This is a genomic window from Pedobacter sp. KLB.chiD (genome assembly GCF_047040275.1).
In the GTDB taxonomy this organism is placed as follows: domain Bacteria; phylum Bacteroidota; class Bacteroidia; order Sphingobacteriales; family Sphingobacteriaceae; genus Pedobacter.
Window position 1 is genome coordinate 4,356,029 of sequence record NZ_CP178207.1, and the last position, 12,159, is coordinate 4,368,187.

Annotated in this window: 11 protein-coding genes and 1 tRNA gene; 3 read left to right on the forward strand and 9 right to left on the reverse strand. The window is 40.0% G+C overall.

From position 1 onward, the window contains the following. The 4 genes from ACK1I8_RS17930 to ACK1I8_RS17945 all read right to left on the reverse strand — a co-directional run bounded on the left by ACK1I8_RS17930 (position 1) and on the right by ACK1I8_RS17945 (position 4,715). On the reverse strand, positions 1-1,644 hold the full coding sequence (locus tag ACK1I8_RS17930) for a hypothetical protein (RefSeq protein WP_412466661.1): 1,644 nt from the start codon (positions 1,642-1,644) through the stop codon (positions 1-3). Between the two features lie 17 nt (positions 1,645-1,661). Further along, a complete protein-coding gene (locus tag ACK1I8_RS17935; RefSeq protein WP_412466662.1) occupies positions 1,662-2,000 on the reverse strand; it encodes a hypothetical protein in 339 nt (112 codons plus the stop codon). A 27-nt stretch (positions 2,001-2,027) separates the two neighbouring features. Continuing rightward, the gene (locus tag ACK1I8_RS17940; protein WP_412466663.1) at positions 2,028-3,566 is read right to left on the reverse strand and encodes a hypothetical protein; all 1,539 of its coding nucleotides are present in this window, start codon (positions 3,564-3,566) and stop codon (positions 2,028-2,030) included. Positions 3,567-4,103: 537 nt separating this feature from the next. Next, positions 4,104-4,715, reverse strand: coding sequence for a GIN domain-containing protein (locus ACK1I8_RS17945; RefSeq protein WP_412466664.1), 612 nt, complete (start codon positions 4,713-4,715; stop codon positions 4,104-4,106). A 509-nt stretch (positions 4,716-5,224) separates the two neighbouring features. Here ACK1I8_RS17945 and ACK1I8_RS17950 point away from each other — a divergent pair. Both ACK1I8_RS17950 and ACK1I8_RS17955 read left to right on the forward strand, forming a co-directional pair. Beyond that, positions 5,225-6,196, forward strand: coding sequence for an aldo/keto reductase (locus tag ACK1I8_RS17950; RefSeq protein WP_412466665.1), 972 nt, complete (start codon positions 5,225-5,227; stop codon positions 6,194-6,196). Further along, positions 6,197-7,012 carry a helix-turn-helix domain-containing protein gene (locus ACK1I8_RS17955; RefSeq protein ID WP_412466666.1) on the forward strand — a complete coding sequence of 272 codons (816 nt, stop codon included), beginning with the start codon at positions 6,197-6,199 and terminating at the stop codon, positions 7,010-7,012. 84 nt (positions 7,013-7,096) lie between these two features. Here the strand turns inward: ACK1I8_RS17955 and ACK1I8_RS17960 are convergent, their stop codons facing one another. From ACK1I8_RS17960 to ACK1I8_RS17975, 4 genes are all read right to left on the reverse strand, one after another. Beyond that, positions 7,097-8,074 carry a S41 family peptidase gene (locus ACK1I8_RS17960; RefSeq protein WP_412466667.1) on the reverse strand — a complete coding sequence of 326 codons (978 nt, stop codon included), beginning with the start codon at positions 8,072-8,074 and terminating at the stop codon, positions 7,097-7,099. A gap of 241 nt (positions 8,075-8,315) precedes the next feature. Next, positions 8,316-8,387 (reverse strand) — tRNA-Arg (locus ACK1I8_RS17965). Continuing rightward, complete coding sequence (locus tag ACK1I8_RS17970) at positions 8,378-8,623, reverse strand: GIY-YIG nuclease family protein (protein WP_412466668.1); 246 nt, start codon at positions 8,621-8,623, stop codon at positions 8,378-8,380. Before ACK1I8_RS17970 ends, ACK1I8_RS17965 begins: the two co-directional genes overlap by 10 nt. Before the next feature lie 64 nt (positions 8,624-8,687). Next, a complete protein-coding gene (locus ACK1I8_RS17975) occupies positions 8,688-8,933 on the reverse strand; it encodes a GIY-YIG nuclease family protein (protein WP_412466669.1) in 246 nt (81 codons plus the stop codon). A 291-nt stretch (positions 8,934-9,224) separates the two neighbouring features. On the opposite strand from ACK1I8_RS17975, the gene ACK1I8_RS17980 reads away from it, so the two are divergent. Beyond that, positions 9,225-9,947: an SDR family oxidoreductase gene (locus ACK1I8_RS17980; RefSeq protein WP_412466670.1), complete on the forward strand. Its 723-nt coding sequence runs from the start codon at positions 9,225-9,227 to the stop codon at positions 9,945-9,947. Between the two features lie 87 nt (positions 9,948-10,034). Here the strand turns inward: ACK1I8_RS17980 and metG are convergent, their stop codons facing one another. Then, on the reverse strand, positions 10,035-12,143 hold the full coding sequence (gene metG / locus ACK1I8_RS17985; protein WP_412466671.1) for a methionine--tRNA ligase: 2,109 nt from the start codon (positions 12,141-12,143) through the stop codon (positions 10,035-10,037). Between the last annotated feature and the right edge of the window lie 16 nt (positions 12,144-12,159).

Below are 12,159 nucleotides of genomic sequence, written 5' to 3' on the forward strand. Positions count from 1 at the left end.
TTAGTTTATATCGAAGTTTTGTGAAATGGTAAGTGCATTAAAAATGTGCGCGAGGAATTTTTCTTTGGTGGTATTTACTTTTTGCTCCTCTTTTGGATTGGTATTGATCAGATTCTCCACAAAAACATTATATCGATCGCTAAAAAATCGTCCTTTGCTCCAATGGTGTTTTTCATCAGGGAAAATGGTACCAACATCCAGTTTTTTTAGTTCGGAAGGATTATCCGGAAAAGCTTTGCTATCAAAAAGGAACCGGCCCGGTGCAACGGAATTCCTCACCTGATAAAGCCAGCCTGGTATAAATTTCGCATCTTTAAAGGTGTAGGCAAAGAGTTTAAAATATTCGTTGATGTCTTTGCACTCCGCATCGGTAATGGTACTGTACTGGTTGAGTTTTTGGTTTTCGCATTGTTTAATGAATCCTTTTATGCCTGCATCATCAAAAGCGCCACCGTTTTTGGTTAAAGAAATGTGTGCCAGGGAGAAAAAGGCACCCAGTTTATTTACAAATATTTCGCCTGATTTATTTTCATTTCCAATAAAGTCGTCGAAAGAGAAATTGAACGAATTATCTTTAAATTCTACCGCTTTATAGAGGTAATCGGCCTTTGCGCTGTTAAAACCACCGTTACGGGTAAAGAAATCGTAAGCGGCACAGGCACATAATAATTCGGTAATGTGACAAGGGTTTTTCTGTTCGCTCCCACCGGTGATGGTCTGATTGGAAACGTTGTTGCCATCAATTTTTTTGCTTTCTATTGGCCAGCCAATATGATAAAGCAGTTTGTAACACCTTTGAACAGTAGGATCGCTTTGGTAAAACTGTAATGCCGCCTGACTGTTTAGCGGAAAAAACGATGAATCGGCAATTACGCTATTGGCTTTACTGGCTTTCTGTTTATCATCGGGTTTACTAAACGTGAAATACTCCGTTAATAAAGTTGAGCCAAATTTGGCCTTGGCGAAATCGATACTGGCATTGCCATTAGAACGGATTTTTACAAAGTCCTGTAGTGCTTTCGGGATCACGGGGATAGATGAAGCACCTGTGCCACCGAAAATGGAACCAAAAATAAACACCCTGGCATTCGCCCCGGCACTTTCGAGTTTGCCCATAAAGGTGTCTAGTTCACGTTCCTGCGATTGTACCGCAGTACCTTTGATGATATTGCGGGCAGCTTCTATAATGCCATGGTACATCAGCATAGAGCCGAGGTGGGTTTGTGCCCGGTAGCCATGGTCTAAAGCAAATTCCTGTACCGAGCCATTGTCTAAAAACAGATCCGAAATTAATTTATTGGCCTTCTGCTGTTCTGGCGAACCTGTTGTGATTTTACTGATGTTTTTGTAAGTCTCTCTTCCCAGGCCGGCATAATTGGTGAAAAACCGGTGTAAATTCAGTTTTGCCGAGAAAAAGGTATTTGCGTTTGGGGTTCCGCCCAGGCTGGTGCCGGTTGTTTTGATCCGGTTGTAAAGGCCGATCAGTTCTTCAACCCGTCCTTTATTCCCGTTATTCTGGTCGGTATCAAGCGTCAGAATTTCGATTTCCTGATTGTCGAACATCCCGATTCCACACAAGTGGGTAAAGGCTTCCAGGCAGCGCATCCCGGTACCGCCTATGGCGATTACAAATAATTTATCCATTGATGTTTGATTAGGGATTAAAACCAGTGTCCGATTTTGCCGGTGGCAAATATCTTGCTCATTACAAAACCGATGATGATGTAGAGTATAAAACCGATAGCGGTACCAATACTCAGGGCCGTTACATAATTATTTACGACCATGATGTTTGCATCAGGCTTAAATGCATAATAGCCCAGTAAAAAACATACAGCAGGATTTAGGATGGCCAGTACCCAGAACCAGGTTTTACGTGCCTGCGGATCTTTGGGGTTACTCCCCCCCTCAAATTTGATGGCATTTGCAATGATGGCCGATAAAAGAAGAAAGATCAATGCGGTAATGATCGAGATGATGTAAGCTGAAGCTGATTCCATTTTAGAATTATTTTAATTGATTTTTGATTATTGTTTAGTTTTGATATAGTACGAGTACACTACTTTATCTATTGGTTTGAGTTCCTGTAATGTGTTTTTTATAGATTCTGACAAAGCGGTATTAGGGGTGTTTTTAGCATTTACCCACTCGAATTTGATCATTTTAGCACCTGGTAAATTTGGTGTGGCCGTGTTGGATAAAATATCTACCTTAATTAATCCATCAGGATTATGGATGTTGGCTACACTGAACTTAGGGTCGAAAGAAACACTAAATTCTACGTGTTTAGGGTTGGATGTCCGGGTATTGGTGAAAAGGGTTTGGTTGAGGGTAAAAACCTCATTAAGCGGGTTAGATGACTGTGCCTTATAAATCCATTTTTCTTTTAATTTTCCATCGGCATTATAACATGCCAGTGCAATTGCATCCTTTTCCTGATCAGAAAACTTAGCCTCACCATTATTCCCTTTGCTTAATTTTGGCTGGTGTTTTTTAGCCTCTTCTGCTTTTGCAAAGTTTTCGAAATCAGCTGTCACATCCGAAACTCTCACTTTGAAGTTTCCAAAAGTGTAACTATCTTCATTACTGAGGTCGATAAAAAGTTTCCTGAAGAAATCGTTAAACTGGTTTTGTGCGGCATAAGTATTGTGCAGTTGATCGATGCTTTTCCAATCTAATCCAAGTGGATAAAATTCAAAGTTATGTCCGTTTTTAAGGCCATTAATGTAGCCCTCTTTTAAATCGAGTACATTTTCGGCTTTGTCTGATTTTGCGGTTTTATCATAAAAAATACCTCCCGATTTTTCTGACGGATATCCGGTTGATAGTTGATAAGCCGTGTTGGATAAATCAAACCTGGTGGTTGATGGCGAAAGTTTTGATTCGAGTTTTGAAATCAAACTTCCCGCATCCGGATGGCCATAACTGAATATGGTAAAATAGAGGTGTTTATTTACCGTGCCTTCTTTGTAATCGGCGATAAAAAAGTGAATGGCATTTCCTTTTTCAAGCCATTTGGAGAACGGGATTTTCAGAAAGGCGGTATTGGTAACCTCTACATTTTTTTGCCACTCCTCAAAATCGGTAATCAGAAGCGCATCGCCATTACCGGCTACAATTTTTTCTACCGCTGATTGCAAAGGGGCCCAAATATCAGCGTATTGCTTGGGGTCATTTACCTGTTGACCCAGTTCGGTAGTATTGGCTACATTAAGCAGTGAGATTTTGTTGGAGCCTAATTTGTAAACTTCAAATTGCTGGGCGAGAACAGTGTTAAAGCAGGCCGACATCATGCTTTTGATCGTAGGATCACTAAAGGCCTTATTTATTCCGGAGGAAAAATCAATATAAAGTGCAGGAGTACCTTTTTTGGTTTCACGACCGGGAGTATTGGTGCTATGGTACGCTTCAATACGTTTTCCTAAATCCTGATCATAAAGGTTGAAATTTGTAGCTGCGAAGGGATCTTCTGATGGGGATTCTCCGGAACCTTTACAAGCTGAAATTGCAAATAGCCCCAATAATCCCATTATTCTGATAAAGTTCCGGGTATTGCCTGTTGTCATAATTTATACATTTTTAGTGCTTGGGTATGGTTTAGTTGACCAAAAGTATAAGCACAGCAACGGCAATCCTTACGGAAAACCGTAAAGAGAAATTATAGGCAATAAAATTTTGATTTAATTTTTAGAAAGTATCATATTTTTGCGCATTTGAACCAATCATCTCGAGCTATCCCTTCTCCTACATAACTCGGTTAATGTGTTCAAAATGCCTACTGGCTAGGTGTATGATGCCCCTAAACTTTAATGGTAGAGGTTTTCTTAATGAATTAAAAGACCTGTGGAATTATAAGACTTTGCCTGAAAAAAAAACAGCAATAGAAATTCCATGCATGGATAGCTTTGGCAAGGAATTTATGATCTTTTCGCATATATTGCCTATTCTTGAATAAAAATCTGATCTTTTACGAAACCCAACCTTAGCTCATTCGTTTGAAAACAAGATTATCAAACCCTCTCGAAGTTACATATTACCCCATGTTAATAAACAAAAAAAGCCGCCGAAAACAGGCAGCTTTACTCATCTGAATAAATAATTTCTTATTTTGCTAAAGCCATTGCATTTTGCTCCGCTTTCATAATAGTCTCAGAAGCGTATGATTCTGATTTAAGACTGGCAAAGTCAGCTAATTTTACATTCTTCATATTACTGGCGATCATTGTACTTTGATCAGCAGTACCATTTAATTTTAATACCGCATCTTCCTTAACGATGGTATATAAACTGCCTGCTGTAGTTTTGATCTTTGCGGTAGCGCTCTGACTCAAAAACAGCTGAAGGTTTTGTACATTGAAGTTATTGCTGGTGACCACAACCGATTGACCATAAGCTTCAATTCTTTCCAAATCTTTTACCGTAATGTTAAGCGTTACCTGGCTGGTTTCCATTGAATTAATGTACAAGGTTTTTCCATCAGTGGTTACTGAAGTTTTTGCAGCATCGTAATTGTTCGCGCCTGCTACATTTTGTTTTTCACCTTGTGTTAAGATCAGTTTTACATTACCGCTTACCCAGATCCTGTTGAATGTAGATAAGGAAGAAGTTTTTGTTTCTGCTTTAACAGGCTCAGTGGCGAAAGTTGCCATTGCCGATGAAGTGAATACTACTGCTGTTAATGCTACTGCGAAGAAGGTTTTTGTGAAGGTTTTCATATCTTTAATATTTTAAGTTTTTGCTATTGTTTTGTTATTAAGACGCAGTTGAGCCGTAAACGTTGCAGGCAAAAAGCTTGTATTATACCATTGTAGACAACCAATAGACCAACACCCGTAATTTCTCGACGAAACTGAAAATAATTTTGTCGGGGAAATATTTAATAGCGATCAAAGTATATTTCTTTCAGGCAATAATCGCTCAAGGCTGAGCACAGATTTCTAATTACACCGGCAAAGATGCATTTCATAAATAAATCAAATTTGCCGTTTAATTATTATAAATTATCCGGGAAACAGGTTTAAAAAATGTTTTACCACGCAACATATACCACAAAGCCGTCCCTGAATATGAGCGGCTTCATGCCCATTGAGAAGATATCTACCTAAGCATAAATAATAGTGCATTTAAAAATTTGAAAGTCATCACCACCAAATTGAGCTGCACAAGCAAATTAATTGAGCCGCGCAGGCAAGCTACTCTCCTTTCGAACGCAGATATTTGTGTTATGAAAAACATCAAAAAAATTCAGTTAGGCCAGAATGGCCCATTAGTATCGGGCCTTGGGCTCGGCTGCATGCGTATGTCATCAATTTGGGGAGGACCATCGCCTGATGAAGCAGAAAGTATCGCTACGATAAATCAGGCTTTGGATCTGGGTATCAATTTCCTGAACACCGGCGATTTTTATGGCGCCGGCCACAATGAAATGCTGATTGGAAAAGCAATTAAGGGAAGGCGCGATGACGCTTTTATTAGCGTAAAGTTTGGCGCCATCTTTCATAATGGCCAATGGATAGGGCTTGATCTCAGACCAAATTCGATCAAAAATTTTGTGAATTACTCATTAACCCGTCTGGGCATCGAAACCATTGATCTCTATCAACCAAGCCGGATGGACAATAGTGTGCCTGTAGAAGATATTATCGGCACTGCGGCTGATCTGGTGAAAGAAGGCAAAGTTAAACACATTGGGGTATCAGAAATTACCGCAGCCCAACTTCGCAAAGCTAATGAGGTGTACCCGATAAGTGCATTAGAAATCGGATATTCACTGGCAGAACGGCAAATAGAAAATGAATTACTGCCCGCAGCGAAGGAGTTGGGTATCGCCGTAGTCGCTTTCGCGAATACAGCAGAAGGTTTACTCACTGGCGAAATGACTGTACCACTGCCGGATAATGATTACCGGAACCATTTCTCCCGTTTCCAAAATGAAAACCTTATACATAATCTTGAAAAAGTTGAAGTGCTGAAACATTTAGCCATTACAAAAGGGGTCACTCCAACACAGCTTGCCATTGCCTGGGTAAAAGAGCAGGGCGATCAGATCATGCCGTTGGTAAGCATGAGCAAAAGATCGCGTTTGGCCGAAAATATCGAAGCAATGGAAATCAGCTTCACTCCGGAAGAAATGAACACTTTAAATACTACTTTTGCAATAGGGGCCATTAAAGGTGGTACCTACTTAGAACGATAGATGGAAAGTCCCGCAGAAATCCTTCCTGGTGTAATCTTTTATTCATACCTCTCTACCGAAAGGAAACAGAAGGCATGCTTTTGGAATCATCATACTCTGATATTGCAGGTTTCAGGACAATTTACACTGGAAACTTCTGCCCAAACGATATCAATGGGTGCAGGAGAAATGTTGCTGATCGGGAAAAATCAGCTGGGTACGCTGACCAAAACACCTGGTGACGGAGGCAGCTATGAAACCATTGTAATCTCATTACAGGAAGACCTGATGCGCAAAATTGCATTGGAGGAAAAATTGGAATCTGGCGGGAAATATACAGGCCCGCCAAACCTCCTGATTCCCTCCAATGAATTTTTGCAGGGCTATTTTCATTCCATTGTTCCATATGCCAGAAGTTCAGGGGCCTCTATGACTGACGAAATGGGTATTTTAAAAGTAAAAGAGGGCGTTAAACTATTGCTGCTGGCAATGCCGGTATTACGAAGTTTTTTATTTGATTATTCAGAACCTTATAAAATTAATCTGGAAAAGTTCATGCTCAACAACTTCCAGTTTAATGTTCCGGTAGAAAAATTTGCTCAGCTAACAGGCCGGAGCCTGGCAGGATTTAAGCGTGATTTTCAAAAAACTTTTAACCTTCCTCCACGCCAATGGTTACTCTCGAAGCGGCTTGACGCTGCCAAATTTTTGATTGAAAGTAAACATCAAAAGCCTTCGGCAATATATTTGGATTTAGGCTTCGAAAGTCTTTCGCATTTTTCACATACCTTTAAAAAGAAATTCGGATTAGCTCCGAGTGAGTTTATTCACTCCTGAAACAGATAAACAGGCACAATTTTCACGCATGTAGAGTACGTGGTTTAGCATGCACCATTTCTTAAAAATCAGTAAGGATTAGCATTACTTCTCTAACAACCATGCTTTTGCAGCGGCAATTACGCGGTCATTCCTGGTATTAGAAAGGTCATCAATAAAAACATCAGGTTTGATGTTTTCAGGATAGCCTTTTCCAGTTCGGTCGGCTACGTAGGTTCTAGCCAATTGCAGCTGGTCTCCATTGGAAAGATTAAAGGTATAATTAGCGGTGGTATATCCGGCCGAAGTTTGCCCAAAAGATTTAACATTGGGCAGCCCCAATAGCGAAACTACCGCCATTTCGCCACTACTTCCGGTTCGGGCATCTAGCAACACCGCGATCCTAAGTGAGTTATTTTTAACTTTATAAGTACTGATGTTCGCTGGCTTACCAGAAATTTTTCCATTTTCATTTGGCCAGGGGCGCTTCTTTTCCATCCTACCAATTACAAAGTAACCTGCGTTACCATCAGCAACCAGCGCATTCAGTCCCGCCAGCATAGGCCACATGTTACCACCTGTATTATGCCTCAAATCGACAATCCAGCCTGCAATGGCGTTTTCCGTATCTAATTTTTGAATAATCCGGCGGATGGTGTCGGCAAAATGAGTGTCTTTCGCTTCATTAAAGCTCAAACACCTTGGTACTTTAACCCAGGCCACTCCTTCTCCCAGATAGTCGCCTTGTGGGCGTTCTACCACTGGTGCCTCGGCAATCTGCTTCATCCTTTTTCCGGAAATAAAAAAAGAGTGCTTATCACCAACCGCCCTTAGCTTCTCTGTATAGAAATGATAAAGCACCTGCTGGTTAGTAGAATCGTTATCGCTTAATGATAAGGCTTTGCTTTCCTCTTGTATGTTTCGCCAATCCAATTTGTCGCTAAACATGGAATTATTTTTCAGTATATCGAAAATTTCTTTATTCAATTTTACGGTAGTACGGCTCGGTGAGTTGCTTTGGCTATAACCGGGGATATGAAGTATAATGCATAAGATGATCAATAGATAGGCAGGGATCTTCATTAGTTTCTATTTAAATGTAAATTAATTGGTACTATAAGTATTGAACATATTGAAGACGCGAAGTTAAAGAAAAAGGTTGCAGCGGAGGTGTGTAAAAAGGTTTGACAGGTCATTGACATTCAATAGCCAGGGATAAGTTATGTACTTCGATACCGTCTTTAAAGCGTTAAGGTCTTCTTTAGCGTACAGGCTATATCAGTAAAAAACCCCTTTAAAGAAAATCTAAAGGGGTTTACAGCAGTGGTCCCGACGAGAATCGAACTCATATCTAAAGTTTAGGAAACTTCTATTCTATCCGTTGAACTACGGGACCATTTTATTTTTCAAATATCGCCTTCCTGAGGCAGATTTAAAATATTTTTCTCTTTTAATTGCCTCATTCCTCGTTGGGAATTCCTCATAATAAAAAATTATGAAGGGGAGGTAAGCCTTATTTGACTTCGTCTTACCAGCGTTGTGTTCTTGTAATCGTTTATCTAAATCTTCACAATGCCCTTTATAAAAATAATCAAAGCGTACACTTTTAATTACATAGGCAAAGTAACTCATATCTAAAGTTTAGAAAACTTCTATTCCCTGCCCGACTACGTCGTTCAGGCGGGTATCCGTTGAACTACGGGACCGTTTTATTTTTCAAATATCGCCTTCCTGAGGCAGATTTAAAATATTTTTCTCTTTTAATTGCCTCATTCCTCGTTGGGAATTCTTCATAATAAAAAATTATGAAGGGGAGGTAAGCCTTATTTGACTTCGTCTTACCAGCGTTGTGTTCTTGTAATCGTTTATCTAAATCTTCGCAATGTCCTTTATAAAAATAATCAAAGCGTACACTTTTAATTACATAGGCAAAGTAACTCATTTCTAAAGTTTAGAAAACTTCTATTCCCTGCCCGACTACGTCGTTCAGGCGGGTATCCGTTGAACTACGGGACCGTTTGTTGCGCAAATATAGTAAAAGTTTTGTCGCAAGAGAATTCATTTTAACATGCATTTATCTTAAGGAATTAACTTTAAAAAACTCAAAGAATAGTTATCCCGGGACTCCAGCGAGATGATCTGGCAGTTTAGCCGCATCCATAAAAACTGTACTACTCACCATAATAAATCATTTCAATAACTTCATCTTTGTCTGATCAAATTGATTAAGGACATGAAACTAATAAAAAATAAAATCCTGATTACAGGAGGTGCAACCGGAATCGGTTTTGGATTGGCTGAAAGGTTTATCCAGGAAAATAATACCGTAATTATCTGCGGACGAAGGGCATCAGCCTTAAAGGAAGCCGAAGAAAAACTACCCTCAGTTATCACCAAAGTATGCGATTTGGCCGTTGAAGCAGACCGGATTGAACTGTATAACTGGATTGCTGAACATCATGGCGATTTAAACGTATTGGTTAATAATGCGGGTATCCAAAACTGGATGAGCATTGATGACCGCGATTTTTTCGAAAAAGCAGATGCTGAGATTACCACTAACATTTTAGCGCCGCTCCATTTAAGCAAATTGTTTAGCCAGCTAAACTCATTAGATACCATTATTAATGTAACATCGGGATTGGCATTTGTGCCTTTAGCAACCGTGCCTGTTTATTGTGGAACTAAAGCATTTATGCGATCTTTCACGCTTTCTCTACGCCATAGCCTAAGGGCTTCGAGTATAGAAGTTATTGAAATGATCCCTCCGGCTTTAAATACCGATCTGGGCGGTAAAGGAATCCATAATGAGTACCCATCAGTAGGCGACTTTGTAGAATCGATATTTGAACAACTAAAAGAGGGCAAAACAGAATTAACTTTTGGCACCAGTACAGATAGGGCAAAAGCTAACCATGAAACAATAGCCGCCTATTTTAACCGGATGAATCCCTGATATCAGAAATTAGCTTACGTTGTAATAAATCATAAAAAGCCATTCGGATAACCCCGAATGGCCTGATCTTTTTAACGTAGCTAAATACTACCTGATTACACTGCCTTCCTGGAATTTTTCTGCGGGTGCCACAAAAGTAAGTTTGCCTTCAGCATTTTCAGCCATCAAAATCATGCCTTGGGATAAAATTCCTTTGATCTCTCTAGGCGCCAGGTTAACAATCATACTGACCTGTTTACCCACAATATCTTCGGGCTTATAATACTCAGCGATGCCGGAAACAACGGTTCTTTCATCTATACCCGTGTTCACGGTCAACTTGAGCAGTTTTTTGGTTTTCTCTACCTTTTCTGCAGCTACAATGGTAGCTACGCGGATGTCTATTGCCGAAAAATCGTCAAACTGAATATTTTCTTTTGCCGGGACAGCAACAACGTTGTTAGCGGCATTATTGACTTTGCTTTGATTCAATTTCCCGATCTGGAAGTCGATCTCCGCATCTTCAATTTTATCAAATAAGAGTACAGCCTCTCCAATATCATGACCACGCTTTAACAGGTTAACAGTACCTGCATCATTCCAATCATGACCACCGTTTTTAAGCATTTTCATTAACTTTTCTGCTGTGAAAGGCATAAAAGGCTCTATAAGAATCTGAATATTAGCGGCGATTTGGAGTGCAATATGCAGGATTGTCCTTACGCGATCTTCGTCGGTTTTAATCAGTTTCCAGGGTTCAGTTTCGGCCAGGTATTTGTTACCCAAACGGGCAACATTCATTACTTCTGATAAAGCTTCTCTAAAACGATAGTTTTCGATCGATGCAGAAATTTTAGCAGGGTAACCGGCTAACTCATCAATAACAGCCTGATCTACTTCGGTAATCTCCATACAGGTAGGTACAGCCCCATCAAAGTATTTATGTGTAAGCACCACAACACGGTTTACAAAATTACCGAGTATTGCTACCAGCTCGTTATTGTTTCTGGCTTGAAAATCTTTCCAGGTAAAATCATTATCTTTCGTCTCAGGGGCAGTTGCTGTTAATACATAACGCAATACATCCTGTTTTCCTTCAAACTCTCTTAAATATTCGTTTAACCAAACGGCCCAATTTTTAGATGTGGAGATTTTTTGTCCTTCCAGGTTTAAGAATTCGTTTGCAGGCACATTATCAGCCAAGGTATATTCACCATGCGCCATTAACATCGCAGGGAAAATAATACAATGGAAAACAATATTATCTTTGCCGATAAAGTGGACTAACTTGGTTTCGTCACTTTTCCAGTATTCTTCCCATCCACATTTATCATATTCGTAACTACTGATGTAATATTCTTCTGCTTTGGGGTTCCACACATCAAGCTTGGCATAGTTACACAGCTCTTTGGTTGCAGAAATATATCCGATAGGGGCATCAAACCATACATAAAGTACTTTGCCTTCAGCATCTCGGAGTGGAACATGCACGCCCCAATCTAAATCTCTGGTCATTGCCCTTGGCTGCAAACCTGCGTTTAGCCAACTTTGGCATTGGCCGTATACATTAGGGCGCCACTCTTTATGACTTTCGATGTACGTCCGCAAACGGTCTTCATATTTATCCAGCGGCAAAAACCAGTTTTTAGTTTCTTTTAGGATGGGTTTGTCGCCAGATAAGGTAGATTTTGGATTGATCAGATCGGTTGCATTGAGTGTCGAACCGCAGTTTTCGCACTGATCGCCGTAAGCGTTTTCGTTACCACATTTAGGGCAGGTACCGGTGATGTACCGATCGGCCAAGAATTGTTTTGCAGTGGGGTCGTAATATTGTTCAGTAACCTCTTCGGTAAAAACACCTTTATTGTAAAGGGTTTCAAAGAAATCAGCAGCTGTTTGGTGATGGGTGAGTGATGAAGTACGGTGATAGATATCGAAAGATACACCAAACTCTTTAAAAGAATCGCCGATAATTTTGTGGTATTTATCTACCACTTCCTGAGGCGTAATTCCCTCTTTTTTTGCTTTTAAAGTAATGGGTACACCATTTTCATCAGATCCGCAGATGAATTTTACATCACGTTTATTCGATCTTAAATAACGGGCATAAATATCTGCAGGGATATAAACACCCGCAAGGTGCCCAATATGAACCGGTCCGTTTGTATACGGAAGCGCTGCAGTTACGGTATATCTTTTTATTTTACTATTATCCAAAACAATTTTTATTAAT

What these genes read in the sequence shown, in the direction of transcription:
- ACK1I8_RS17970 (WP_412466668.1), bottom strand. Translation starts at nt 8,623, where the DNA reads ATGAGTTACTTTGCCTATGTAATTAAAAGTGTACGCTTTGATTATTTT.
- ACK1I8_RS17930 (WP_412466661.1), bottom strand. Translation starts at nt 1,644, where the DNA reads ATGGATAAATTATTTGTAATCGCCATAGGCGGTACCGGGATGCGCTGC.
- ACK1I8_RS17955 (WP_412466666.1), top strand. Translation starts at nt 6,197, where the DNA reads ATGGAAAGTCCCGCAGAAATCCTTCCTGGTGTAATCTTTTATTCATAC.
- ACK1I8_RS17945 (WP_412466664.1), bottom strand. Translation starts at nt 4,715, where the DNA reads ATGAAAACCTTCACAAAAACCTTCTTCGCAGTAGCATTAACAGCAGTA.
- ACK1I8_RS17940 (WP_412466663.1), bottom strand. Translation starts at nt 3,566, where the DNA reads ATGACAACAGGCAATACCCGGAACTTTATCAGAATAATGGGATTATTG.
- ACK1I8_RS17960 (WP_412466667.1), bottom strand. Translation starts at nt 8,074, where the DNA reads ATGAAGATCCCTGCCTATCTATTGATCATCTTATGCATTATACTTCAT.
- ACK1I8_RS17980 (WP_412466670.1), top strand. Translation starts at nt 9,225, where the DNA reads ATGAAACTAATAAAAAATAAAATCCTGATTACAGGAGGTGCAACCGGA.
- ACK1I8_RS17975 (WP_412466669.1), bottom strand. Translation starts at nt 8,933, where the DNA reads ATGAGTTACTTTGCCTATGTAATTAAAAGTGTACGCTTTGATTATTTT.
- ACK1I8_RS17950 (WP_412466665.1), top strand. Translation starts at nt 5,225, where the DNA reads ATGAAAAACATCAAAAAAATTCAGTTAGGCCAGAATGGCCCATTAGTA.
- ACK1I8_RS17935 (WP_412466662.1), bottom strand. Translation starts at nt 2,000, where the DNA reads ATGGAATCAGCTTCAGCTTACATCATCTCGATCATTACCGCATTGATC.